Origin of the sequence: Variovorax sp. RTB1, assembly GCF_035018765.1 — a bacterium.
Lineage (GTDB): Bacteria > Pseudomonadota > Gammaproteobacteria > Burkholderiales > Burkholderiaceae_C > Variovorax.
The window spans coordinates 1-23047 of record NZ_JASJXG010000002.1; the positions used below are offsets into that span (position 1 = coordinate 1).

Annotated in this window: 27 protein-coding genes; 12 read left to right on the forward strand and 15 right to left on the reverse strand. The window is 63.4% G+C overall.

Annotated features, from left to right (window positions below; genetic code table 11):
• On the forward strand, positions 1-669 hold a 669-nt coding region (locus QN397_RS01380; RefSeq protein ID WP_323499890.1), incomplete at its 5' end, for a molybdopterin cofactor-binding domain-containing protein.
• 296 nt (positions 670-965) lie between these two features.
• A complete protein-coding gene (locus QN397_RS01385) occupies positions 966-2840 on the forward strand; it encodes a DUF3857 domain-containing transglutaminase family protein (RefSeq protein WP_323495463.1) in 1875 nt (624 codons plus the stop codon).
• A gap of 29 nt (positions 2841-2869) precedes the next feature.
• Here QN397_RS01385 and QN397_RS01390 read toward each other — a convergent pair whose 3' ends face one another.
• The 3 genes from QN397_RS01390 to QN397_RS01400 are packed head-to-tail and all read right to left on the reverse strand — an operon-like array spanning position 2870 to position 3761.
• Positions 2870-3262 carry a hypothetical protein gene (locus QN397_RS01390; RefSeq protein ID WP_323495464.1) on the reverse strand — a complete coding sequence of 131 codons (393 nt, stop codon included), beginning with the start codon at positions 3260-3262 and terminating at the stop codon, positions 2870-2872.
• Positions 3259-3522, reverse strand: coding sequence for a Txe/YoeB family addiction module toxin (locus QN397_RS01395; protein ID WP_323495465.1), 264 nt, complete (start codon positions 3520-3522; stop codon positions 3259-3261). The genes QN397_RS01390 and QN397_RS01395 overlap by 4 nt, the downstream gene beginning before the upstream one ends.
• Complete coding sequence (locus QN397_RS01400) at positions 3519-3761, reverse strand: type II toxin-antitoxin system Phd/YefM family antitoxin (RefSeq protein WP_187054905.1); 243 nt, start codon at positions 3759-3761, stop codon at positions 3519-3521. The genes QN397_RS01395 and QN397_RS01400 overlap by 4 nt, the downstream gene beginning before the upstream one ends.
• 1 nt (position 3762) lies before the next feature.
• Here QN397_RS01400 and QN397_RS01405 point away from each other — a divergent pair, with 1 nt between their 5' ends.
• Complete coding sequence (locus QN397_RS01405) at positions 3763-5127, forward strand: glycosyltransferase (RefSeq protein WP_323495466.1); 1365 nt, start codon at positions 3763-3765, stop codon at positions 5125-5127.
• Between the two features lie 86 nt (positions 5128-5213).
• Here the strand turns inward: QN397_RS01405 and selD are convergent, their stop codons facing one another.
• Entirely contained in the window at positions 5214-6281 is a 1068-nt protein-coding gene (gene selD, locus QN397_RS01410) for a selenide, water dikinase SelD (RefSeq protein ID WP_323495467.1), read from the reverse strand.
• Positions 6282-6313: 32 nt separating this feature from the next.
• Between selD and QN397_RS01415 the strand changes: the two genes are divergently transcribed.
• From QN397_RS01415 to mnmH, 5 genes are read left to right on the forward strand one after another with little or no spacing between them, the layout of a single operon-like run.
• Entirely contained in the window at positions 6314-7186 is an 873-nt protein-coding gene (locus QN397_RS01415) for a putative selenate ABC transporter substrate-binding protein (protein ID WP_323495468.1), read from the forward strand.
• Positions 7183-7983, forward strand: coding sequence for a phosphonate ABC transporter ATP-binding protein (locus QN397_RS01420; RefSeq protein ID WP_323495469.1), 801 nt, complete (start codon positions 7183-7185; stop codon positions 7981-7983). The genes QN397_RS01415 and QN397_RS01420 overlap by 4 nt, the downstream gene beginning before the upstream one ends.
• Entirely contained in the window at positions 7980-8834 is an 855-nt protein-coding gene (locus QN397_RS01425) for an ABC transporter permease (protein ID WP_323495470.1), read from the forward strand. The genes QN397_RS01420 and QN397_RS01425 overlap by 4 nt, the downstream gene beginning before the upstream one ends.
• Positions 8831-9637: a phosphonate ABC transporter, permease protein PhnE gene (gene phnE / locus QN397_RS01430; protein WP_323495471.1), complete on the forward strand. Its 807-nt coding sequence runs from the start codon at positions 8831-8833 to the stop codon at positions 9635-9637. The genes QN397_RS01425 and phnE overlap by 4 nt, the downstream gene beginning before the upstream one ends.
• Positions 9630-10673, forward strand: coding sequence for a tRNA 2-selenouridine(34) synthase MnmH (gene mnmH / locus QN397_RS01435; protein ID WP_323495472.1), 1044 nt, complete (start codon positions 9630-9632; stop codon positions 10671-10673). The genes phnE and mnmH overlap by 8 nt, the downstream gene beginning before the upstream one ends.
• Here mnmH and fdhD read toward each other — a convergent pair.
• The 7 genes from fdhD to QN397_RS01470 form a co-directional block, all read right to left on the reverse strand.
• A complete protein-coding gene (gene fdhD, locus QN397_RS01440) occupies positions 10670-11578 on the reverse strand; it encodes a formate dehydrogenase accessory sulfurtransferase FdhD (protein ID WP_323495473.1) in 909 nt (302 codons plus the stop codon). The genes mnmH and fdhD overlap by 4 nt on opposite strands.
• A 33-nt stretch (positions 11579-11611) precedes the next feature.
• Positions 11612-12556 carry a LysR family transcriptional regulator gene (locus QN397_RS01445; RefSeq protein WP_323495474.1) on the reverse strand — a complete coding sequence of 315 codons (945 nt, stop codon included), beginning with the start codon at positions 12554-12556 and terminating at the stop codon, positions 11612-11614.
• Between the two features lie 22 nt (positions 12557-12578).
• On the reverse strand, positions 12579-13670 hold the full coding sequence (gene apbC, locus QN397_RS01450; protein ID WP_323495475.1) for an iron-sulfur cluster carrier protein ApbC: 1092 nt from the start codon (positions 13668-13670) through the stop codon (positions 12579-12581).
• Positions 13671-13748: 78 nt separating this feature from the next.
• Entirely contained in the window at positions 13749-14408 is a 660-nt protein-coding gene (locus QN397_RS01455; RefSeq protein WP_323495476.1) for a YceH family protein, read from the reverse strand.
• 5 nt (positions 14409-14413) lie between these two features.
• Positions 14414-15463 carry an isocitrate/isopropylmalate dehydrogenase family protein gene (locus QN397_RS01460; RefSeq protein ID WP_323495477.1) on the reverse strand — a complete coding sequence of 350 codons (1050 nt, stop codon included), beginning with the start codon at positions 15461-15463 and terminating at the stop codon, positions 14414-14416.
• A 115-nt stretch (positions 15464-15578) separates the two neighbouring features.
• Positions 15579-16544, reverse strand: a complete 966-nt coding sequence (locus tag QN397_RS01465) for an acyltransferase family protein (RefSeq protein WP_323495478.1) — start codon at positions 16542-16544, stop codon at positions 15579-15581.
• Positions 16545-16559: 15 nt separating this feature from the next.
• Complete coding sequence (locus QN397_RS01470) at positions 16560-16802, reverse strand: hypothetical protein (RefSeq protein ID WP_323495479.1); 243 nt, start codon at positions 16800-16802, stop codon at positions 16560-16562.
• A gap of 147 nt (positions 16803-16949) precedes the next feature.
• On the opposite strand from QN397_RS01470, the gene metG reads away from it, so the two are divergent.
• Positions 16950-19064, forward strand: coding sequence for a methionine--tRNA ligase (gene metG, locus QN397_RS01475; RefSeq protein WP_323495480.1), 2115 nt, complete (start codon positions 16950-16952; stop codon positions 19062-19064).
• Between the two features lie 10 nt (positions 19065-19074).
• Complete coding sequence (locus QN397_RS01480) at positions 19075-19287, forward strand: hypothetical protein (protein ID WP_323495481.1); 213 nt, start codon at positions 19075-19077, stop codon at positions 19285-19287.
• Between the two features lie 29 nt (positions 19288-19316).
• On the opposite strand, the gene QN397_RS01485 is transcribed toward QN397_RS01480, so the two are convergent.
• A complete protein-coding gene (locus tag QN397_RS01485; RefSeq protein WP_187054631.1) occupies positions 19317-19829 on the reverse strand; it encodes an outer membrane protein assembly factor BamE in 513 nt (170 codons plus the stop codon).
• A gap of 41 nt (positions 19830-19870) precedes the next feature.
• On the opposite strand from QN397_RS01485, the gene QN397_RS01490 reads away from it, so the two are divergent.
• Positions 19871-20077: a DUF3460 family protein gene (locus tag QN397_RS01490; protein WP_323495482.1), complete on the forward strand. Its 207-nt coding sequence runs from the start codon at positions 19871-19873 to the stop codon at positions 20075-20077.
• 6 nt (positions 20078-20083) lie between these two features.
• A complete protein-coding gene (locus QN397_RS01495) occupies positions 20084-20950 on the forward strand; it encodes a ScpA family protein (protein WP_323495483.1) in 867 nt (288 codons plus the stop codon).
• A gap of 158 nt (positions 20951-21108) precedes the next feature.
• Here QN397_RS01495 and QN397_RS01500 read toward each other — a convergent pair whose 3' ends face one another.
• The 3 genes from QN397_RS01500 to grxC all read right to left on the reverse strand — a co-directional run bounded on the left by QN397_RS01500 (position 21109) and on the right by grxC (position 23020).
• The gene (locus tag QN397_RS01500; RefSeq protein WP_323495485.1) at positions 21109-22131 is read right to left on the reverse strand and encodes an NAD(P)H-dependent glycerol-3-phosphate dehydrogenase; all 1023 of its coding nucleotides are present in this window, start codon (positions 22129-22131) and stop codon (positions 21109-21111) included.
• Between the two features lie 53 nt (positions 22132-22184).
• Positions 22185-22643 (reverse strand): protein-export chaperone SecB, encoded by a 459-nt coding sequence (secB, locus tag QN397_RS01505; protein WP_323495486.1) that lies wholly within the window; start codon positions 22641-22643, stop codon positions 22185-22187.
• 101 nt (positions 22644-22744) lie between these two features.
• The gene (gene grxC / locus QN397_RS01510; RefSeq protein ID WP_323495487.1) at positions 22745-23020 is read right to left on the reverse strand and encodes a glutaredoxin 3; all 276 of its coding nucleotides are present in this window, start codon (positions 23018-23020) and stop codon (positions 22745-22747) included.
• Positions 23021-23047: the final 27 nt, after the last annotated feature.

A 23047-nucleotide genomic window follows, 5' to 3' on the forward strand; every position in this document is an offset into this window, starting at 1 on the left:
GGGCAATGGGGCGGCAACAGCTCGACGGCGGGCGTCTACGCGGCGTGCATGAAACTGCGCGAAGCCATCGCCCGCAAAGCCGGCCTGATGGCCGGCGACGCGCGCTTCGACGAAGGCCAGATCATCTCGGGCAGCCGCAGCTTCACACTGGCCGAATTGGCGGGCCGGCAAGGCATCACCGTGGAAGACGGCATCGAGTTTGGCGACCTGACCAAGACCTACGCGCAGGCCACCTTCGGCGCTCACTTTGCCGAAGTCGGCGTCGATGCGGCCACTGGCGAAGTGCGCGTGCGGCGCATGAGCGGCGCCTTCGCGGCCGGCCGCATCCTCAACCCGAAGACGGCCCGCAGCCAGGTGATCGGCGCGATGACTATGGGACTCGGCGCAGCGCTGATGGAGGAGCTGGTCGTCGACACGCGTTATGGCTACTTCGTCAATCACGACCTGGCCGAGTACCACGTGCCGGTGCACGCCGACGTGCCGAAGCAGGACGTGTTCTTCCTCGACGAGGTGGACGACAAATCGTCGCCGATGAAGGCCAAGGGCGTCGGTGAGCTGGGCTTGTGCGGCAGCGCGGCGGCCATCGCCAACGCGGTCTACAACGCCTGTGGCGTGCGGGTGCGGGACTATCCGCTGACGCTGGACAAGATCATCCGGTCGTTGGCGTAACGTCTAAACGCCGGTCGCAAAACAGTTTCTACATAGCCACGGTGTCAACAACCGGCTGATCCTACGTTCAGCACCGCGGCGGGCCGCGCGGCTTTCTCGAAATGGTCGACGACAAGACGCCGGCCTTTGCCGACTACCGCGGCAATCACAGGTATCTTTCGCGTGCGGTTGGAGTCGTTTGACTGGAACTGCGCGCAGCACACCTCCTGTTGCATCTTTCGCCGCGCAAACTAAACTGCGCCGCACAGCCAAGGCCTCACCGCCCAAGCCAGCAGAAAACGCACAGGGAGAAAAAAATGATCCGCTACTGGATGGTTCTTGCTTTGCTGGTGGATTCTCACCACGCCGTCGCGCAGTCAGCGTTGCCGGCTGCATCAAGTGCGGAGACCGGCTTCACGCCCGGCATTGCCTACGAGCGGCGCCATGTCGACTACATCGTCGAACGCGACGGCCGCTTCGTCAAGGAAATCGACTCGATCCGAGTGGTGCTCAACGATGCCGGCGTGCGCGAAGTCGCGCAAATCTCGCAGTCGTACAGCGCCAGCCTGGAAACCGCCGAAATCGTGTTGGCGCGGCTGATCACGCCGGACGGCAAGGAGATCGACGTCCCGACTTCCGCCATCTTCGTGCAGGAACCCTATGCATCGCAGGCCGCGCCGATGTTCAGTGACCAGAAGGTCAAGACCATCGTTTTTCCACAAGTCACGCCAGGCGCAAAAATCCTGTTGAAGACGCGTGTGACTCAGCGCGTTCCGATCCTGCCAGGCCAGTTCAGCGCCATGGAGTTCATCTCGCCGCACTCCGCGCGACAGGATTTTGTTTTTACGGTTACCGCCCCTGCGGACATGCCGCTGGACGTGCAAACCATCGACCTTCCGCATGTGCAGGAAACGCTGGCCGATGGCCGGGTGAAGCATGTCTTTAGCAGCGACAACGCAAAGGCGGTCGCGCCCGAAGCAGGCAGCGTGGCGCGAAGCGACTACAGCCCGAGGATGGTCGTCAGCACCATGGCCGACGGTGCTGCCCTTGCCACCGCCTACGGTCAATTGACTGGCGATATTTCTGCGCCCACTGCGCGCGTCATTGCGCTGGCGAATCAACTGACCCAGGGCGTGTCGGACCCGCGCAAACAGACCGAGGCACTCTACAACTGGGTGCGTCTGAACATCCGCTATGTGAACGTTGTCCTCGAACGCGGTGGCTTCATTCCGAGACCGCTCGACAGCATTCTTTCGAACGCCTATGGCGACTGCAAGGACCAGGCGGTCTTGCTCGGCGCATTGCTGCGCGCCAAGGGAATCGACAGCACGCCCGTGTTGATCGGCGCGGGCAACGCGTTCTGGATGCCGCGCGCCGGAACACTCCAGGCGTTCAACCACATGATCACTTACGTGCCACAGCTGAACCTGTACTTGGACAGCACGGCACGCTACAACGCCTTTGGCACCTTGCCTTTCGCCGACGGCGGCAAGCAGGTGCTCCATGTGCAGTCGGGCCAATGGGCCAGCACCCCGCTGTCCGACGGCGGGTTGACGGCGGTGAAGCAGGTGATCGATGTCGCGCGAGATGAATCGGCCGCCGTCAAGACTTCCGTTCGTGGCACCGGCTTGGGTGCCGCCACATTGCGCGGGACATTCGCGGCGATGCAATCGATTTCCGATGCGCAGGTGGTGACGTCAATGCTCGCCCAAGCAGGCGCCAACGGCACGGGCGTACTGCGCCGGCCTGACCTGCGTGCAGACAGCGCAGAAGCAGAATTCGGCCTGGACTACGACACAAAAAGCTTTCTGGACTTGCCCGGACCCGGTGCGATCCGCATGCCCCCGTCAGGCTTCAATGCCCTGGCGCCCTGGGTGGCATCGCTGAGGACGGAGCGCCACTATCCCTACGGTTGCCCCAACGGCGAAGTCAGCGAGACAGTCGAGCTCAAGCTACCCGACAACGTGCGCCTACTGCGAGACCCGCCTTCCGAACACCACACGCTCGACTTGACCGGCAGCCGCATCGAGTATCGGCAGACAGTTCAGCGCGAAGCCGGATCACTCAAGCTCGTGCGGACCATGACGATGGTCGCGACGCAGCCGGTGTGTGCGGGGACGGACATGGAAGCGCAAAAAGTGTTTGCACAGAAGGTGGAGCGGAGTCTTCGGACGCAGTTCCTGTATGAGTGATGCGGGCAAGCAAGCCAATTCTGCAAGCCTCAAACGCCTGAACCGAGTTGCTCAAGCTGGGCCAGTGTGTCTACCAGAAAGGTCTGGTCGATCGTGAAGCCGTATTGAAGCTTGTTCGTCCAACTGATTGAAGAAATGTCGCCGGTCACTTCAATGCCGCCGCGGCCGTTTCCAGTGAGAACGACGTTGATTTGCGACTCACGTGGATGAAGTTCAGCCGTTCCCTGAAGTGTGTCGTACAGCACTTTGAGTTGCTGCTCGAATTGAGCGAAGTCGGTCGGTTCAAGGAACGCGTTGACTGCGGAAGTGAAACCAGGGACAGCGACACTTGCCCGCATTTCATACCAGCCATCAGTCACTTCGTGCGAAAGGAGTTCGAAGAGAACATATTCAGACCCGCCGCCGATTCGAACCTGATTCATTCGTAGTGACTCCACATTCGAAGCACGCGAACGATGCGCTCCTTTTTGAAAACTTCATACACAAGGCGATGCTGGATGTTGATTCGCCGCGAGTACGCGCCATCAAGATCCCCGACAAGCTTTTCGTACGGTGGCGGATTCTGAAATGGATCGACGACCAGTACTTCGAGCAGTTCCAGAGCCTTGCCTTTCAAGCCCGCCGCAGCAAGCTTTTTGGCATCCTTGGTTGCGTGCTTCGCATAAACGACTTCCCACATCACCAGCAAAGCTTCTTGGCGCTCTTGTCCAACGGCTCGGCCATGCCTTTCTTGATGGATTCGCGCATGCCGGGGACGGACAGCAGATACAGCGTTTCCTGTATCGCCTGCCAGTCATCGGCCGAAACAAGGACCGCACTACTGCGCTTGCCCGAGATAAGAATCGGCTGATGCGACTCGCTGGTTTGATCGATCAGACGGTACAAGCTTGCACGAGCTTCGCTCGCAGTGATAGGGGTGATCATGGTGTTCTCCAAACATTCGATAGCGTACGAAAAAACGTACCGTCGGTCAACTTTCATTCCTTTGACAAAATCTGCGCGCCTACCAGCTCATATCGTCGTGGTCTCAATTGGCACACTTGGTAATGTGAATCCATTCATCAGCCTTGGGCAGGCCCTGCAACGGAGAGGACACCGGATCACGTTCCTGGCCCCGGCCGTTCATGAAGAACTAGTTCGAGAGGCTGGATTCGCGTTTCATGCGCTTGGGAGCCGCGAGGACTATTTCGCTCTCATCAATAATCCCGACCTTTGGGATTCACGGAAGGCGTTCGAAACGCTGTGGCGCGGTGTCCTTTCCATCTTGGTGGAGATCCCGACCTTCATCAGAGCCTTGCCAGCAGATGAGCAGTGCCTGCTGCTCACTCATCCCTTCGCGCTGCCCGCGGCATCGCTGGCGCGGGCTGAACGGCCCGACTTGCCGATCGTTGGCGGCTATCTGGCGCCGGCGAATATGCGAACCCTCCACGATCCTCTGACGATAGGGCCGATTGGTATTCCTGCGTGGCTGCCGATGAGTTGGCGTCGTTGGATCTGGAACGGCATTGACGCCAAACTGATCGATCGGATCGCCGTCCCAGACTTGAACAAAGAGCGTCAACGCAAAGGGCTTGAGCCAGTGGCGCACTTGGTCGAGCATATGCATACCGTCGCGGATCTTTCGCTGACCTTGTTTCCGTCGTGGTTTGCCAAGGACCAGCCGGATTGGCCGCAACCGCGCCACAGCGGGGAGTTTCCGCTCTTCGACCCGCATCCGGAACATGAGCTATCTGATGAAATTCGCCAATTTCTCGCGAACGGTGACGCGCCGATCATTTTCACGTCAGGAACCGGACACAAGCACGGCAGCGCCTATTTCTCCAGGGCATTGGACGCGGTCACTCGACTCGGTCGGCGTGCGATCTTTTTGACGCCATTTCAAAAGCAGTTGCCCACCGCTCTACCGGGTGAGGTGCTGTGGCAATCGTACGTGCCCCTTCGACGCCTTCTTGTTCATGCGGCGGCCATCGTTCATCATGGGGGAATAGGAACCACCGCCGAGGCCTTGCGATCTGGAATCCCGCAGGTGGTTATGCCTTTCGCACATGACCAGTTTGACAACGGCGCTCGTGTGGAAGCGCTTGGGGTCGGCCACTCGATCAAGGCTGCAAGCGCGTCAGGCCGAGTTCTTGAGTCCACGTTGGCCTCGTTGCTGTCATCGGACTCGGTCAATGCGCGATGCAAGGCTGCCGCGATGCGCTTAGCGAAAGCTTCAGATACCGTACCCATCTGTGAAGCAATTGAGGGCGTACTCCTCGCGCGCTCAAAGAAAGCCGATCTGATTTGAATGGAACGGCAGCTTTTGGATGGAATTTTTTATGAATCTCTGGCGTAGACCGGTTGAGTCTGCCTTCTGAAGCTGGCGTTCACGGCTCAGAAGTGGACCTGCAGACCCGCAGACCCGCTCTCGATCCGCCCAACAACAGCAGCGCCGCCAAACCCTTCGGCCCTGAACACCTCCAGCACAGCGTGCACCGCTTCAGCCGAACAACTCACCAACAGCCCCCCCGAAGTCTGCGGATCACTCAACAGACTCTGCGCAGTCTTCGGAAGTCCCTCCGCCAACTGGACATCAGCGCCGTAGCCTTCCCAGTTCCGCCCCGAAGCCCCGGTCACGAAGCCTTCCGCCACCATTGCTTCGACGCCCTCCAGCAGCGGCACCTTCGACCACTCGATCACGGCAGTCAGCCCCGCACCCCGCGCCAGTTCCAGCACATGGCCGGCCAGGCCGAAGCCGGTCACATCCGTCAGTGCATGCACGCCGTCGAGTTGCGCCAGTGCAATCCCTGGCGTGTTGAGCTTGGTCGTCGTGTCGATCAATTGCCGATACCCAGCCTCTGACAACTGCTCTTTCTTCAGCGCCGCCGACAGCACGCCGACGCCGAGCGGCTTGCCGAGGATCAGCACATCGCCGGCCTTGGCGCCGGTATTGCGGCGCACGCGATCGGGATGCACCAGGCCCATCACGACCAGGCCGTAGATCGGCTCGACCGAATCGATGGTGTGGCCGCCCGCGATGGGGATGCCGGCCGCGCGACACACGTCCTGGCCGCCGCGCACGATCTCGCCGATGACTTCGACGGGCAGCTTGTCGATGGGCATGGCGACCAACGCCAGCGCCATGATGGGTTTTCCGCCCATGGCGTACACGTCGCTGATGGCGTTGGTGGCTGCGATGCGGCCGAACTCATACGGGTCGTCGACGATCGGCATGAAGAAGTCGGTGGTCGCGATGAGCGCCTGTTCGTCGTTCAGGCGGTACACGGCGGCGTCGTCGGCGGTCTCGATCCCGACCATCAATTCCTTCGGAATCAGTCCGCTGCCGCCGCTCTTTAGAATTTGCGATAGCACACCCGGCGCGATCTTGCAGCCGCAGCCGCCACCATGAGAAAAGTTCGTGAGGCGCAGCGGCGCCAGCGGGTTCATCAGCGTTGGTTTCATGACGTGCATTATCTAAGCAGGACATTTCCCCCATGAAGACATTTCCCCACGCAATCGCTCGTTTCGTGCTCGCGTTTTCCGTTTCGTTCGCAGCCCTCGGTGCGCTCGCCCAGAGCGCCAACGTGCTGCGCGTGTCCGCCATCCCCGACGAAGCGCCGACCGAGCTGCAGCGCAAGTTCACGCCACTGGGCGACTACCTGAAGAAGGAAACGGGCATGGACGTGGTGTTCACGCCCGTGACCGACTACGCCGCCGTGGTCGAGGGCCTCGCCTCCAACAAGATCGACTTGGCGTGGCTTGGCGGCTTCACCTATGTGCAGGCGCGCATTCGCACCAACGGCGGCGTGGTGCCGATCGTGCAGCGCGCTGAAGATGAGGTGTTCACCAGCAAGTTCATCGTGCCGATCGACAGCACCGCGAGGACGCTGGCCGACCTCAAAGGCAAGACTTTCGCTTTCGGCGCGCCGTCGTCGACTTCGGGCAGCCTGATGCCGCGCTACTTTTTGCTGCAGGCCGGCATCGACCCGGAAAAAGACTTCAAGACGGTCGCGTTTTCGGGCGCGCACGACGCCACCGTGGCCTTCGTGGCCGCGTCGCGCGCCGAGGCCGGCGTGCTCAACGCATCGGTGTGGGACAAGCTGGTGGAGTCCAAAAACCCGAATGCCGCCAAGGTGCGCGTGCTGGCGACCACGCCGCCTTTCTACGACTACAACTGGACGGTGCGCCCCGGCATGGACCCGGCGCTGCAGAAGAAGCTGACCGATGCCTTCCTGAAGCTGGACCCGGCCAATCCGGCACAGAAGGAAATCATGGGCCTGCAACGCGCCAGCAAGTTCATTCCGACCCAATCGTCCAACTACGACAGCATCGAGACCGCGGGCAAATCGGCTGGCCTGATCAAGTGAGCGTCGCGCTCGACGGCGTCGGTTTCGTTCATGCCAACGGACACCGTGCGCTGACCGGCATTTCGCTGTCGGCGGGTGCGGGCGAAAGGCTGGCGGTGATCGGGCCTTCGGGCGCAGGCAAGACGACGCTGTTGCGCGTGCTGGGTGCGGCCCTTCATCCGGTCGAAGGGCGTGTCGCGGTGCTCGGCGTCGATCCCTGGAAACTGTCGCCGTCCGCGTTGCGCAAACTGCGCGCACGCATCGCGACCGTGCACCAGGCGCCGCCCATCGCGCCGCGGCTGCGCGTGGTGACTGCGGTGCTGTCGGGGCGCTTGGGGGAATGGACGCTGCCGCGCGCCATTGCGTCGCTGTTGCACCCATCGGACATCGCCGGCGCGCACGAAGCGCTGACGCGTGTGTCGCTCCAGGACCGGTTGTTCGACCGCTGCGACCGGCTCTCCGGCGGGCAGTTGCAACGCGTGGGCGTGGCGCGGGCGATGTACCAGCGACCGGCGTTGCTGCTCGCCGACGAGCCCGTTTCCGCCCTCGACCCGACGCTGGCAGATGCCACGCTGCGCGAGTTGGTCGCGCAGAGCGAAGCGACCGGTGCCACCTTCATCGCCTCGCTGCATGCGGTCGACCTGGCACTGCACTGGTTCCCGCGCATCGTCGGCATGCGCGAAGGACGCGTCGTGTTCGACAGGCCGAGGGACGAGGTCACGCAGGAGATGTTGACGGCGTTGTATGCGAACGAGCACACCGCGCAAGGCGCTACCGACAGCGCAGTGCCGATGCATCTCGCGGTCTGCCGCGCATGACTGTCCCGGTGCCTATCCCGGCACGCGCCCCGGAGCGCACTCTGCGCGATCCGCTGGCGCAGCGTCGCCTCGGCTGGCTCGTCTTCGCGCTGGTGTTGTGCTGGCCAATGCTGCAGTTGGCCGAGTTCAACCCGGCTGCGCTGTTCGCGCCCGGCAACCTGTCGGTCATGAGCGGCTTTCTGGCGGGCTTCTTTCCGCCATCGACCGAACCCGAGTTCCTGAAGCTGCTACAGAAGGCGACGCTCGAAACGGTGGCGATGGCGACTGCCGGAACAGCCCTTGCCTTCGTCATCGCAGCGCCGCTCGCCTTCATCACCACGCGGGCGCTGTCGGTGTCGCGCATCGGTCCGGGGCCGGGCCGGGTGCGATCTGTGGTCGTGCGGCAAGCAGGCCGATCGGTGCTGATGGTGCTGCGCGCCATTCCTGAAATCGTCTGGGCGCTGATCTTCGTGCGCGCACTCGGGCTCGGCCCCGCCGCGGGTGTGCTGGCGCTGGCCATCACTTACGGCGGCATGCTGGGCAAGGTTTACTCGGAGATCTTGGAGTCGACCGACACGCGGCCAGCGCGCGCGCTACTCGAAGGCGGCAGCGGGCGCGTTGCCGCGCTGCTCTACGGCCTGTTGCCCAACACCGGGCAAGAGCTGGCGTCGTACACCGTCTATCGATGGGAATGCGCGGTGCGCGCGTCGGTGGTGATGGGCTTCGTCGGCGCCGGCGGGCTCGGCCAGCTGATGGACCAGTCGATGAAGATGCTGGCCGGCGGCGAGGCCAGCAGCATCCTGCTGGTGTTCCTGGCGCTCGTGTTGTTTGCCGACATGCTGAGCACCCTGTTGCGCAAGCTGCTCGCATGAGCGCTTCTCCTGACTTGCCCCCCGCGCCATCGCCTTGCCTGCGCTGCTGGACGGCCATCGGGCTGGTGCTCGTGGCGGTGGTCGCCAGCTTCGCTTATCTTGGCATCGACTTTCGCGCGCTGGGCTCGGGCGAATCGCTGCGGCTCATAGCGAAATTCATCGCCGAGTTCTTTCCACCGGACGTGTCGCCGGCGTTCTTGGGCAAGGTCGGCTGGGGCACCCTGCAGACGCTCGCGGTGTCGGCCCTCGGCACGCTGCTCGCGGCACTGGTCGGCGCGGTGCTGGCCTTGCCTGCGTCGGGTCGCTGGGGCGTGGTGCCGCAGAGCGCGACGCGCTTCTTGCTGAATTTCTTGCGCAGTGTGCCCGAGTTGGTCTGGGCTGCGCTGATGGTGCTGGCGGCCGGCATCGGGCCTTTTGCCGGCGCGCTGGCGCTGGCGCTGCACACGACCGGCGTACTCGGCCGCCTCTTTGCCGAAAGCCTTGAGAACGCGCCGCGCGAACCCGAACAGGCGCTGGTGCTTGCGGGCTCGGGCAGCATCGCCGCCTTCGGCTACGCAAGTTTGCCCATCGTGATGCCGCAATGGCTGGCCTATACGCTGTACCGTTGGGAGATGAACATTCGCATGGCCGCAGTGCTCGGCTTCGTCGGTGGTGGCGGCTTGGGGCAACTTTTGTACTTTCACCTTTCGATCTTTCAACAACAACAGGCGACGACCGTGCTGATCGCGATGTTCGTGCTCGTGGCCATCGTCGATTTCGCGAGCGCCCGGTTGCGGCGCGTTGTGGGGCCAGCCTATGCATAGAAAACCCACCGAAGTCGGAGACCGCAAGACCTTCGAAACGGTCATCGATGCCCGCTCGCCGGCGGAATTCGCGCTCGACCATATTCCGGGTGCCATCAACTGTCCGGTGCTCGACGACGACGAGCGGCGCATTGTCGGGACGATCTACAAACAGACCGGCGCTTTCGAGGCCCGGCGCGTGGGTGGCGCGATGGTCGCGGCCAACATGGCAAAGCATCTGCGCGAACAGTTCGCCGACAAGCCGGCCAAGTGGAAGCCGCTGGTCTATTGCTGGCGCGGGGGCTTGCGCAGCGGGTCGATGGTCAGCTGGTTGCGGCTGGTCGGCTGGGACGCCAAGCAATTGGCCGGCGGCTACAAGAGCTTCCGGCGCGAGGTGCTGACAGTGATCGAAACGATGTCGCCGCAGCTCGACCTGCGCATCATCTGCGGGCCGACCGGCAGCGCCAAGACGCGCGTGCTGCAAGCCATGGCTGCGCGTGGTGCGCAGGTGTTCGACCTGGAAGATTGCGCGCGCCACAAGGGGTCGCTGCTCGGCGCGCTACCCGGCATCGAACAGCCATCGCAAAAGCACTTCGAGACGCTCATCGCGACGGCGTTTGAAGCACTCGATCTGTCGAAGCCGCTGTATGTCGAGGGCGAGAGCGCACGCATCGGGCGGTTGTCGGTGCCGATCCCGTTGGTCGGCAATATGCGGGCGGCGCCGTGTATCGAGATCGAAGCCAGTGCCGAAGCCCGCCTCGCCTATCTGCTGCGCGACTACGCGTACCTCGGCGATGACGCAGAGTTGCTGGCAACGCAGCTCGGCAAGCTCAAAGAGGCGCAGGGCAAGGAGACGGTGGCGCGTTGGCAGGCATGGGCAAGGGGCGGTGAGCTGTCGTCGTTGTTCGCTGAATTGATGGCACTGCACTACGACCCGCACTACGAGAAGTCGCAATCACTGCACTTCGCGCAGTGGACGGGGCGTGCCAAAGTGCCTGCGGCGGAGTTGTCGGCGGAAGGGATCGACCGGGCGGCAGAAGCGGTACTGGGGCTTTAAGCGCCCGATGCATAGAGCACTGCGCGCGGCGCACGGCACAAGCCCCACAGCCGCAGGCCAGTGAGTTCGGCCATGCGCACGCCCATCGCGGTGGGCGCCGAGATGGTCGCCATCGCGCTCAATCCCAATCGCGCGCACTTGCGCACCAGCTCGTGGCTGCCGCGGCTCGACATCAGCACGAAACCTGGCTCGCCCAGCTGCCCGGTTTGTGCGAGGTGGCCGAGCAGTTTGTCGAGCGCGTTGTGACGGCCGACGTCTTCCATCACTTCGACGAGATCGCCTTCGATCGTGGCCCAGCCGGCTGCGTGAATGGCCCCGGCTTCCCGGTTGAGCGTCTGCCGCGGCGGCAGCGCTTCGAAAGCCCGCAGCACGGTCGCGAGGTCGATGCGCTCGATCCAGTCGCGCGGTGGCAATGGCAGCGGCGTGAGGTCGAGCGCCGCGAAGCTTTCGACGCCGCAGATGCCGCAACCGGTGCGGCCCGCGAGGCTGCGGCGCCGGTCTTTCAGGCGCTCGAAGCTGCGCGTCGAAATATCGAGCTGCACTTCGATGCCGGGCATGCCGTCGGGCAAGCCAGCATCGCGCGCTGCGATCGACACGACCTCGATACCGCGGCAATCGGATGCAGTGTCGAGGATGCCTTCGCTCAGTGCAAAGCCGAGTGCGAAGGCTTCGAGGTCTTGCGGCGTCGCCATCATCACCGCGTGCGAAACGCCGTTGAAGACAAGTGCGACGGGCACTTCGGCGGCGAGCGTGTCGTCGCGCACCAGGCCCTCGGCGGGTACGGATTTTTCGCCGTAGACGCGAACGGCGCGGCGCTCGACCGGTGGGATCGACAGCTCGCCGGAAGCGTTGCGTCGTGCGGTGGCCGAGGTGGGGACGGTGAGAGCGGTGGCTGGAACTGACATCGTCGTCACGATAGCCGAACGGCGCGTCGTCTGCTACGCGTCCAGCGCGCCGCTGTGCTGGGCGATCTGCGCCTTCCACTCGGGGGTTTGCAGCAATTCGAGCGCCGCGCCGAGCGCGCGTGACGGCCGCACGCCGTCTTGCGTCAAAAAGCCGATCGGTGTGCGCACTTCAGGCGCGACCAACGGCAGTGCCTCGAGCTCGCGCAACCCGCGCACGGCAGCGACCATGGCGCCCGGCAGCACGCTGCACACGTCGCCTGCGATCACCGCGAGCGCCAGCGTCAAGACGGAGTTGGTCTCGATCGCCGGCGCGACTTCCACGCCGGCCTCGCGCAGTGCCAGATCGATGATCGTGCGGTTGTGCATGTCGGGCGTGAGCAGGCACAGGGGCAGCGCGCCGGCATCGGCCCATCGCATCGGTGGGCCGATGGCGAGCTTGTCTTTTGAAGGCTTGGCCGCGAGGCGCAACAGGTAGTAGTGCTCGATGCTCTGCGGCCAGGCGGTGAGCTTCACGTTTTTCAGCCGCATGCGTTCGGTGTAGCCCAGCGCGAGGTCGAGCGACAGGTTCTCCAGGCCCATTTCGAGTTGCTGCGAGCTCATCGAAAGAACCGTCGGCACGATGCCCGGCTGCCGCTGCTGGAGCATCGCGGCGAAGCGTGCCAGCATCGGAATGGCGGTGGGCACCGCCGCCATGCGCAGGTGCCCGCGCGGGTGCGCCTCGTCGCTGCGCAGTTCCTGCTGCAGCACCTCGTTGTCGCGCAGCATGCGCTGGCCTGTCGCCAGCACGCGCTCGCCTTCGTGAGTAAGGCCGACATACGCGCGGCCCCGCTTGACGATGACCACGCCGAACTCGTCTTCGAGTGCGCGCAATGCGTTCGACAACGCCGGCTGCGTGATGTGCGACGCCTCGGCCGCACGGCCGAAGTGACGGTGCTCGCTCAACGCGACCAGGTAGCGCATCGAGGCGAGCAGGTTCATTGCTTCGACGAGCCCTGAGTCTTCAGGTGTTTTTGCTGATCGAGATGGTCGGGAACTTGGCCGAAAAGTCCTTGGCCTTTTCGGCGATGCCGACTGCGACCTGGCGCGCCACCGCCTTATAGAGCCCCGCCACTTCGCCATCGGGATCGGCCACCACCGTCGGCTTGCCGCTGTCGGCCTGCAGGCGAATATTGATGTCGAGCGGCAGCGCGCCCAGGTACGCCATGTCGTACTGCGCCGCCATCTTCTTGCCGCCGTCGGCGCCGAAGATGTGCTCCACCTGGCCACAGTTGGAGCAGACGTGCACTGCCATGTTCTCGACGATGCCGAGGATCGGCACGCCGACCTTCTCGAACATCTTGATGCCCTTGCGCGCATCGAGCAGTGCGATGTCCTGCGGCGTGGTGACGATCACAGCGCCGGTCATCGGTACGCGCTGGCTGAGCGTCAGCTGGATATCACCGGTGCCGGGCGGCATGTCGACGATCAGGTAGTCGAGGTCTTTCCAGTTGGTCTGGCGCAGGAGCTGGTCGAGCGCCTGCGTCGCCATCGGGCCGCGCCAGATCATGGCCTGGTCCTGGTCGACCAGAAAACCGATCGACATCACCTGCACGCCGTAGTTGCGCATCGGCTCCATCGTCTTGCCGTCGATGCTGGGAGGCTTGCCTTCGATGCCCATCATCATCGGCTGGCTCGGGCCATAGATGTCGGCATCGAGCAGGCCGACCGAAGCGCCTTCGGCGGCCAGCGCCAATGCCAGATTGGTGGCGGTGGTGCTTTTGCCGACGCCGCCCTTGCCCGACGCAACCGCAATGATGTTCTTGACATTGGGCATCAGCTGGACGCCGCGCTGCACCGCATGGCTCACCACGTTCAGGGTGATGTTGACCGACACGTTGTCGATGCCCGGCAATGATTTGGCCGCCGCGACGAGCGCTTTGCGCAGCACCGGGTATTGGCTTTTGGCCGGGTAGCCGAGTTCGAGGTCGAAAGAAACGTCGCCGTCCGCGATCTGCACGTTCTTCAGCGATTTGCTGTCGACGAAAGATTTGCCGGTGTTCGGATCGACGACCGGCTTGAGCGCAGCGATCAGCGCCTCTTGGGTAACTGCCATGGATAACTCCTGATTGGCGGGTAGTCTAGTGCGCACCCCCGTCTTCAGTGGCTGCTCCGGCCATTCCTTAGGCCGGGATCAGGTCATCCCGAGCTCGGAACAAATGCGGGCGACGAGCGCTTTCAGATCGGCGACTTCGGCTTCGAGCCGCGCCACGTTGGCCTTGAGCGCAGCGACTTCGCCCAGCGACACATCGCCGCTCGCAGTCGACTCGGGCCGTGCTGCATCTTCCGCCGGCGTGCCGCTGAGCAGCTGGGCCCATCGACTTTCGCGCGCACCGGGCAAACGTGCCAGCTTCATCACCAACGCGCCCGCGGGTCGCGCCGCCAGCTCGTCCAGGAAACCCTCGACCGACGAGATATCGGCAAAATTGTGCATGCGGTCGCAAGCGATGCGCAACTCGCCTGGCGTCTGCGGGCCACGCAGCATCAGCACGGTCAACAAGATGATCGACTGCGACGGCACCTGCAGCACACGGTCGGCATTGTGCGCATACCGAAAGCTCCGGCCGCCGCTGGTTTCGCTCACCAGGCTGTAGCCCTTCAGGCTGTCGATGGCGCCCTGCACTTCGGTATCGGTCGCCTCGATCACCGGGTTGCGACTGGTCTTCTGGTTGCAGCCCGACACCAGCACGTTGAGCGTGAGCGGATAACTGTCGGGCACGGTGCGCTGCTTTTCGGCGAGCACGCCGAGCACGCGGGTTTCGAGCAGCGACAGCGTTGGCAGAGGTTGCGCCATGCGCTTCAGCCTCCGTTGATGCGGGCGACCAGCGCCTTGGTGAAGGCCGCCGTGTTCGCGGTGCCGCCGAGGTCGCCGGTCCGCACCTTGTCGATGTTGAGCGTCTGGTCGATCGCGCTTCGCAGCCGCGTCGCCAGCTGGGGCAGTTTGCAGTGGTCGAGCATCAAGGCCGAGGCCAGCAGCAGCGCAATCGGGTTGGCGATGCCCTTGCCGGCGATGTCGGGCGCAGAGCCATGCACCGCTTCGAAGATGGCCGCATCCGCACCGATGTTGGCCCCCGGCGCCATGCCCAGTCCACCGACCAAACCAGCCACCAAGTCGGAGAGGATGTCGCCGAAAAGATTGGTGGTTACCAGCATGTCGAACTGCCACGGGTTGAGCACCAGTTTCATCGCGCAGGCGTCCACGATGATGGTGTCGAGCTCGAACTTCCCCTTGTATTGCGCGTCTTCGTACATCTGCAGGCCGGTCTCGAGGAACAGCCCAGTCAGCACCTTCATGATGTTGGCCTTGTGCACGAGCGTCACCTTCTTGCGGCCGGTGGCGATGGCGGTGTCGAAGGCGTATTTAAGGATGTGGCGACAGCCTTGCCGCGTGTTGATGCCGGTGGCCATGCCGACCGCGTGCGGATCGTCGTCAATGCGCACATAGTGCTCGTGGCCGATGTAGAGGCCCTCGAGGTTTTCGCGCACCACCAACAAGTCGATCTTGTCGAAGCGGCCACCGGGGATGACCGTGCGCGCCGGACGCAGGTTGGCGAACAATTGGAACTCTTCGCGCAGCCGCACGTTCGATGAGCGGTAGCCGCCGCCCGACGGTGTTTCGAGTGGGCCTTTCAGTGCGAGGCGCGTACGCCGGATGCTGTCCAGCGTGGCGGCCGGCAGCGGGTCGCCGGCCAGCTGGACGCCGCCGAGGCCTGCGACCTGGCGGTCCCATTCGAACGGGGCTTGCAGCGCATCGAGTGCGGCCAGCGTGGCGTCGACGATTTCGGGGCCGATGCCGTCGCCGGGAATGAGGGTTGCTGGGACGGGGGTTGCAAGGATGGAAGTCGTCATCAGAAAAGTTCTCTCGGAGGTCGGCGCAAAGCGCAGCGCCCGGACGGGCGCGCTGGCTGGCAGCATACGCCGCCCTATTTGATGATCTGCCGCGAGCCCTGCGCTCAGGCCGTCGTCAAGCCGGCTTGGCGGCCACGGGAATTCGGCGTCCCGTGCTCCATTTTTTGAGCCTTGCCATAACGGGCAACTCTAGGCAAACGTAAGAGACGCTGGCCAGCGCGACGACGACCACTGCCACGCCGCACATCACGAGCCCATAGCCCACGACACCGAGCGAAGTCAGGTTTCCGCTGGCCCGCAGCGCCGACAAAGTCGCGTACAGCACGAGCCCATGGATCAGATAGATGCCGTAGCTGATATCGCCCAGCCAAAGCGCGGCGCGCGTGTGAAACAGCCCGAACACCGACAGGCCGCCGACCACGGCCGCAAAGAGGCACAGCGTGATCACGATGGCAATGCTGCCATTGGCCGTGAGGAGGAAATAGAGCAGCAACACAGCAGCACCCGCCGCCCAGCGGAAAGGCGTGCTCTGCATCCCTGCCAGCCAACGCGGCTGCCGGTAGGCGCAAGCGACCACGATGCCGCACAAGAAATGCGTCGCGAAGAGCAGATGGCCCTCAACCTGCTGGAGCTTGAAGCGCACGAGCAGCAGCACGGCGAGTGCTGCGAGAGAAAGCCACAGCATCGTGCGCGAGCTGAGCCAGCGCGACGCCACGAACAGCGCCGGCACCGCGACCGCATAGAAGAAGACCTCGTAGCGAAGGCTCCAGTTGACGCCGGCGATCAAGGTCTGCGTCATCGGAAACGCATTGATGTCTGGCCGTCCGAAGCAGACGAAGGCCAGCCACTGCAAGAGTTCCTTGAAAAGCAACATCGGCGGCTCACGCAGCACGCCGCCCGACAATGCCATCGCAGCAGCAAAAACGATGAGCACGATCAGCGCGTAGAGCGGAAAGAGCCGCGCGACCCGCGAGACATAGAGCGCCTTCCAGTCGATGCGCGGCGACATCGCCTTCAGCGCGAAGAGAAAGCCGGTGATCATAAAAAAGAGCGCCACCGTCGTCTGGCCAAGGTGATTCAATACCGGGCTCGTCGTTCATTCCCATCGGCCGGTCGTGAAGAAGACGTTGGCAACGAAAGAGTGGTGTACGAACACACCGACGGCCAGCACACCGCGAAAGCCATCGAGCGCGCCATAGCGGCCTTTACCTGTCGTGATGTCCTGCGCCACGGCCGGGAGCCGGGTCAACACAGCCGCGACGAGCAATGTGACCCCGTAGAGCACGACGGCATAGAGGGTGGCGAGCGTGGAATGGCTTTCGAACTGAAGAATCGACATTTGACGGCGGCCCCCTCGAGAAGAGAACTTTTGAGTTACATCTTGTAATGTAATCGCCGTTCGGCGCGCTGTCGACCCACTGCGTCGGCCGTGTTGCGCCCGCCGCCTAAAATTGTGCGCTTCACCCCCCGGAAAGCGCCCTCCTCGATGTCCCCGCGCAAGCTCTTCGTTACCACTGCCCTGCCCTACGCCAACGGCAAGTTCCACATCGGCCACATCATGGAATACATCCAGGCCGACATCTGGGTGCGGTTTCAGCGCATGCAGGGCGCGGAGGTCAATTTCGTTTGTGCCGACGACGCGCACGGAGCCGCCATCACCATCGCGGCCGACAAGGCCGGCATCACGCCGCAGGCCTTCGTGGCCGAGATCGCGGCCGGCCGCAAGCCCTACCTCGACGGCTTTCATATTGCCTTTGACAACTGGAGCACGACCGATTCACCGGAGAACCACCAACTCGCACAGGAGATCTATCGCGACCTGCGCGACAAGGCAGGCTTGGTGACAGTGAAGACGGTCGAGCAGTTCTACGACGCGGCCAAAGGTATGTTCTTGGCCGATCGATTCATCAAGGGCGAATGCCCGGTGTGCCACTCGAAAGACCAGTACGGCGACAACTGCGAAGTGTGCGGCGCGGTGTACGCGCCGACCGAGCTGATCGACCCGTATTCGGCACTGTCCGGCGTGAAGCCCGAGTTGCGCAGCTCCGAGCATTTTTTCTTCAAGCTGTCGGACCCGCGCTGCGAGGCGTACCTGAAGAACTGGACCACCGCGCCCGGCCACGTGCAGACCGAGGTGCAGAACAAGATCCGCGAATGGCTCTACAAGGACGAAGACGGTAACGGTGGTTTGGGCGACTGGGACATCAGCCGCGACGCGCCGTACTTCGGCATTGAAATCCCGGACGCGCCCGGTAAGTATTTCTACGTCTGGATGGATGCGCCGGTCGGCTACCTCGCGTCGCTAAAGAACTTGTTGGACAAGCGCTGTATCGAGCTCGGTGGCGATGGCATCTCTTACACCGAGTACATGGCCGACCCCGATTTGGAGCAGGTGCACTTCATCGGCAAGGACATCATCACCTTCCACACGCTGTTCTGGCCCGCCATGCTGCACTTCAGCGGCCGCAAGACGCCCGACGCGATCTATGTGCACGGCCACTTGACGGTCAGCGGCGAGAAGATGAGCAAGAGCCGCGGCACCGGCATCGACCCGCTCAAGTATTTGTCGGTCGGCCTCAATCCGGAATGGCTGCGCTACTACCTGGCGGCCAAACTCAACGGCCGCAACGAAGACCTGGACTTCAACCCCGAGGACTTCGTGGCACGGGTCAATAGTGACCTGGTCGGCAAGTACATCAACATCGCGAGCCGCGCGGCGGGATTCATCGGCAAGCGCTTCGGCGGCAAGCTGGGCGAGGCGTCAGGTGATGGCGCCGAACTGCTCGCGGCGCTGCGTGCTGGCGCGGCGGATATCGCCAAGCTGTACGACGATCGCGACTTCGCGCGCGCCCTGCGCGACACGATGGCGTTGGCCGACCGCGTCAATGCTTACGTCGATGCCAACAAGCCATGGGAGCTGGCCAAGAAAGAAGGAATGGAAGCGCGGCTGCACGACGTATGCACCGTCTGCATCGAGGCTTTCCGTTTGCTCACGCTCTACCTGAAGCCGGTGCTACCGGCACTGGCGTTGAACGTCGAGGCGTTTCTCGCCATCGAGCCGTTGACTTGGGTGGATGCCAACCATCCCCTTGCTGCGGGACACGTGATCGGCGACTACAAGCACCTGATGCAGCGCGTCGATGCCAAGGTGCTCGACGTATTGTTCGAGCCCAACGAAGCGGCCGTGCCCGTGACCGATCTGAAGACCGAAGTAGAACCCGTGGCCGCCGACTTCGCGCCGGGCGGCGAAGCCATCGCTTCGACCATCACGATCAACGATTTCACCAAAATCGATTTGCGCATTGCAAAGATCGTTGCATGCGAAAAAGTCGAAGGGTCGACCAAGCTGCTGCGGCTCACGCTCGATGCGGGCGAGGGCAAGATGCGCAACGTGTTCAGCGGCATCGCCTCAGCCTACCAACCCGCACAACTGGTCGGCAAGCTGACCGTGCTGGTCGCCAACTTGGCGCCTCGCAAGATGAAGTTCGGCATCAGCGAAGGCATGGTGCTCGCCGCCAGTCATGCGGACGAAAAAGCCAATCCAGGAATCCACGTGCTGGAACCTTGGCCGGGTGCGGTGCCGGGGATGCGGGTGCGATGAAATGATGCGCTTGCGGCTCGCACCCACCATGTCGGCGTTGGCACTCGTGTTCCCCGGCTGTGCGCTGCTGTCGGGCTGCGCGGTGGTGTCGGTCGCGAGCACCGTGGTCAGCGTGGGGGCCGGGGTCGTCGGATTGGGGGCAGATGCGGTCATCGGCACCGCGCGCATCACCGGCAAGGCGGTCGGTGCTGCAGCCGATGCGGTGATTCCCGGCAAGGACTGAGCGCCGCGCGGGCGGCACTTGCGCATCGATCAGGGCGCCTCGGTCCCCTTGTCTGGAGAAGAGCCGCTGCGCACCACGCGTTGATCGTCGTTCAGCACCGCAGTGAACACCATCGGCGAATTCGGCGGCTGCACCCAGCGCCATTCCCATTCGGTCTCGCGCTTTAGCGCATAGGGCGTGACCTTGGCCGGCTTGCCGAGCAGCTTGCGGAGCACTTCCATCGGCATGCCGGCCTGCACTTTGGCAAAGTTCTCGGGTGTCAGCACCTGTCGCAGCGCGGTCATTCTGCCGTCGGGGCCGATGGTGATCATGTAGTTCTTTTGGCCTTGCGGCTGGCGGTTGTATTCGAACACCCGACTGCCAGGCGATCCGGGCGCGTCCCAGACGTTCTCGGGTTGCCCAAACCGGGCGCGCACGTCCGCCTCGGTCGCAACGCCCTCTTCCAGCTCGCGGATGGCCTGGTTGTCGCAACCCGCCAGCATGGTCAGCAGTGCCACAAGGCAGACGGCCGCCCACCCGTGAATCCAGTTTCGTCCGCGCATCGCTTCCCCCCGTAAAATTGGCCCAACCGAGGTTCCAGTCTATGTCCTTCTTTCGCCGCCCCCACTACACGTCCGAGATCACCAGCTTCATCGAGGAAATGAAGGAAAAGAAGCCAACCCTGGAGGCTGAGCAACGCGCCGGGCGGGCCTTGCTGTGGGACAAGCACCTCGACCGCGGCCTCCTCGACGAGTACGGCGAAGCGCGGGTGCCGATGCAGCCCTACGTCTACCAGACGATCGTCAAGTAAGCGTCGATGCGCAGAGACGCGCGGAGCGGCAACAGCGACGGCGACGGGGTCGTCGCACTCATGCCCGAGGTGGTCGATCAGGTCGCGCTGGCCCGCCTGTATGGCGAACCGCTGTTCGCAATGCCGAAAGACCTGTACATCCCACCCGAGGCGCTGCAGGTTTTTCTCGAAGCTTTCGAAGGGCCGCTCGATCTGCTGCTCTACCTCATCCGCAAACAGAACTTCAACATCCTCGACATCCCGATGGCGGGGTTGACGCGGCAGTACCTCACCTACGTCGACGAAATTCGCCACACCAACCTCGAGCTGGCCGCCGAGTACTTGCTGATGGCAGCGATGCTGATCGAGATCAAGTCGCGCATGCTGCTGCCGCCCAAGAAGACGGCCGATGGCGAAGAAGCCGAAGACCCCCGGGCCGAACTGGTGCGCCGGCTGCGAGAGTATGAGCAGACCAAACTGCATGCCGCTGCCCTCAGCGCAGCGCCGCAACACGGCCGCGATTTCTGGAAAGGGCAGGTTTATATCGAGCAGTCGCTCAAGCCGCGGTTTCCCGATGTGGACGCGGTCGATCTGCGCGACGCCTGGGCCGACATCCTGAAGCGCGCGAAGCTCGTGCAGTACCACCACATTTCGCGTGAAGAGCTGAGCGTGCGCGAGCACATGAGCATCGTGCTGCGGCACTTGCAGGGGCGCCAGTTCGTCGAGTTCGAAAAGCTCTTCGACGTGACGCGCGGCACGCCGGTGCTGATCGTCACCTTCATCGCGATGCTCGAGCTTGCGAAAGAAACGTTGATCGACATCACGCAGGCCGAGGCATTCGCCCCGATCTATGTGAGGCTGGCATACACGCCCGCCCCAGCGACGCACGCTTAAGACACGCCACCCGACGAACGGGGCTGGGTTCGATACGAAGCGGTAGCACCGACCCGCAGCGCCCGTCTTCTCGAGCGCATCGAGTCGTAACGCGCACTACGCATTTCCTTCAAGTCGGCTGGTCCCAACGTTACCCTTAGGCGCCTTTTAAGCCCCTCTCAGCTGCCTTCAGCCGATGCCTCGCGACCCATCAAGGCGGCGACTACCGCGGCCGTGCTCTGCGATCCGTTGAGCAAGGCCACGACGCCTTCTGCGATCGGCATGTCGATGCCAAGATAGCGCGCGCGCTGCACCACAGTGCGCGCGCAGTACACACCTTCGGCCACGTGACCCAGCGACGCGACCGACTGTTCGAGCGAACGACCTTCTGCCAGCAGCAGTCCGATCTTGCGATTGCGCGACAGGTCGCCAGTGGCGGTCAAAACGAGATCGCCAAGCCCTGATAGGCCCATGAAGGTTTCAGGTCGCGCACCCAGCGCCACGCCGAAGCGCGTCATCTCGGCCAGGCCGCGGGTGATCAACGCTGCACGCGCGTTGAGTCCGAGCGCCAGGCCATCGCACAAACCGGTCGCAATCGCCAGCACGTTCTTGACGGCGCCGCCCACCTCGACGCCAACGATGTCGTCGTTTGCATAAACGCGGAGGCTGGGACCGTGGAAAGCTTCTACGAGCGCCGTGCGTATGGTTGCATGACGGCTTGCGGCAACCAAGGCAGTGGGATTAGACTGCGCTACTTCCTGCGCGAAGCTGGGCCCGCTGAGTACGCCGGCCAGCAGTTCTGGCGCGACCTGCGCCTGGACTTCATGAGCGAGCAAGCCAAAAAAAGGCTTATCGCCAAGCTTACAGCCCGAAGCCACCAACGCCGACTCAACGCCCTTGCAGAGCCATACAACCGGCACCGCAGTGCCACGGAGGCTTACGAGCTGGCTGCGCAATGCCGCCATCGGCGTCGCGACGATGACCAGTTCGGCATCCGCAACAAGATGGCCTTGCCCAACCGCGCGGACCGACATGCCTGCGGGAAAGTGAATGCCCCGTAGGTAGCGCACGTTCTCTCGCGCGGCTGCCATGCGGTCGGCCTGTGCAGCATCGCGTGCCCACAAGACCACTTCGTGCCGCGCTGCCGCGTTGACCGCCAACGCAGTGCCCCAGGCGCCGGCGCCGATCACGCTGATCTTCATGGCTCCAACGGCATGGGAGCTCCAGGCCCAGCGAGTTACCGAAGCCCGAACGCTTATTGCGTCGTGATCGCCGACGGCTGACCGGCGGCCTGCGCCTGCTGCTGCTCGTACATCGCCTGGAAGTTGATCTCGGCCAGGTGCACCGGCGGGAAGCCGCCGCGCTGGATCACGTCGGCGACGTTGCCGCGCAGGTACGGGTAGACGATTTGCGGGCAAGCGATGCCTAGAATCGGACCCATCTGGTCTTCGGGCAGGTTACGGATCTCGAAGATGCCGGCTTGCTTGGCTTCGACCAGAAACACGGTCTTGTCCTGGATCTTGGTCTGCACGGTGGCCGACACGGTGATCTCGTAGATGCCTTCGGTCACCGGCTGGGCATCGACGCCGAGCTGGATGTCGACGGTCGGCTGCTCTTGCTCCAGAAGGATGCCGGGCGAGTTCGGCTGCTCGAGCGACAGGTCCTTGAGGTAGACGCGTTGAATCTGGAACACGGGATCGAGGGTGTCTGCCATGGCTAACTTTCGAGGATCAAAACAATGCCCGCCGGAGAGATATTTCCGCAGCGGGCTAATGGAGGGTAGCCGGAGATTATCGCCGCGCCAAACTCAGGGAATCAGGCGGACGCGCTCTGCGTCCCTTGAAGCAAGGGCACCAGGCCGCCGCGGCTGTCGAGTGCCATCAGCTCGTCGCAACCACCGACGTGCGTGTCGCCGATGAAGATTTGCGGCACGGTGCGGCGCTGTGTCACTTCCATCATCGCGGCGCGTGCGGCCGGGTCGCTGTCGATGCGGATCTCTTCGATCTGCTCTACGCCCTTGGCTTTCAAAATTTGCTTGGCGCGAATGCAGTAGGGGCAAACGGCGGTGGTGTACATCTTTACGGGTTGCATGGTCATCCAGTTCTGGGGCCGTGGGAG

What these genes read in the sequence shown, in the direction of transcription:
- QN397_RS01385 (WP_323495463.1), top strand. Translation starts at nt 966, where the DNA reads ATGATCCGCTACTGGATGGTTCTTGCTTTGCTGGTGGATTCTCACCAC.
- QN397_RS01390 (WP_323495464.1), bottom strand. Translation starts at nt 3,262, where the DNA reads ATGAATCAGGTTCGAATCGGCGGCGGGTCTGAATATGTTCTCTTCGAA.
- QN397_RS01405 (WP_323495466.1), top strand. Translation starts at nt 3,763, where the DNA reads ATGGTGTTCTCCAAACATTCGATAGCGTACGAAAAAACGTACCGTCGG.
- selD (WP_323495467.1), bottom strand. Translation starts at nt 6,281, where the DNA reads ATGAAACCAACGCTGATGAACCCGCTGGCGCCGCTGCGCCTCACGAAC.
- QN397_RS01415 (WP_323495468.1), top strand. Translation starts at nt 6,314, where the DNA reads ATGAAGACATTTCCCCACGCAATCGCTCGTTTCGTGCTCGCGTTTTCC.
- QN397_RS01425 (WP_323495470.1), top strand. Translation starts at nt 7,980, where the DNA reads ATGACTGTCCCGGTGCCTATCCCGGCACGCGCCCCGGAGCGCACTCTG.
- phnE (WP_323495471.1), top strand. Translation starts at nt 8,831, where the DNA reads ATGAGCGCTTCTCCTGACTTGCCCCCCGCGCCATCGCCTTGCCTGCGC.
- mnmH (WP_323495472.1), top strand. Translation starts at nt 9,630, where the DNA reads ATGCATAGAAAACCCACCGAAGTCGGAGACCGCAAGACCTTCGAAACG.
- fdhD (WP_323495473.1), bottom strand. Translation starts at nt 11,578, where the DNA reads ATGTCAGTTCCAGCCACCGCTCTCACCGTCCCCACCTCGGCCACCGCA.
- QN397_RS01445 (WP_323495474.1), bottom strand. Translation starts at nt 12,556, where the DNA reads ATGAACCTGCTCGCCTCGATGCGCTACCTGGTCGCGTTGAGCGAGCAC.
- apbC (WP_323495475.1), bottom strand. Translation starts at nt 13,670, where the DNA reads ATGGCAGTTACCCAAGAGGCGCTGATCGCTGCGCTCAAGCCGGTCGTC.
- QN397_RS01455 (WP_323495476.1), bottom strand. Translation starts at nt 14,408, where the DNA reads ATGGCGCAACCTCTGCCAACGCTGTCGCTGCTCGAAACCCGCGTGCTC.
- QN397_RS01460 (WP_323495477.1), bottom strand. Translation starts at nt 15,463, where the DNA reads ATGACGACTTCCATCCTTGCAACCCCCGTCCCAGCAACCCTCATTCCC.
- QN397_RS01470 (WP_323495479.1), bottom strand. Translation starts at nt 16,802, where the DNA reads ATGTCGATTCTTCAGTTCGAAAGCCATTCCACGCTCGCCACCCTCTAT.
- metG (WP_323495480.1), top strand. Translation starts at nt 16,950, where the DNA reads ATGTCCCCGCGCAAGCTCTTCGTTACCACTGCCCTGCCCTACGCCAAC.
- QN397_RS01485 (WP_187054631.1), bottom strand. Translation starts at nt 19,829, where the DNA reads ATGCGCGGACGAAACTGGATTCACGGGTGGGCGGCCGTCTGCCTTGTG.
- QN397_RS01490 (WP_323495482.1), top strand. Translation starts at nt 19,871, where the DNA reads ATGTCCTTCTTTCGCCGCCCCCACTACACGTCCGAGATCACCAGCTTC.
- QN397_RS01495 (WP_323495483.1), top strand. Translation starts at nt 20,084, where the DNA reads ATGCGCAGAGACGCGCGGAGCGGCAACAGCGACGGCGACGGGGTCGTC.
- QN397_RS01500 (WP_323495485.1), bottom strand. Translation starts at nt 22,131, where the DNA reads ATGAAGATCAGCGTGATCGGCGCCGGCGCCTGGGGCACTGCGTTGGCG.
- secB (WP_323495486.1), bottom strand. Translation starts at nt 22,643, where the DNA reads ATGGCAGACACCCTCGATCCCGTGTTCCAGATTCAACGCGTCTACCTC.
- grxC (WP_323495487.1), bottom strand. Translation starts at nt 23,020, where the DNA reads ATGCAACCCGTAAAGATGTACACCACCGCCGTTTGCCCCTACTGCATT.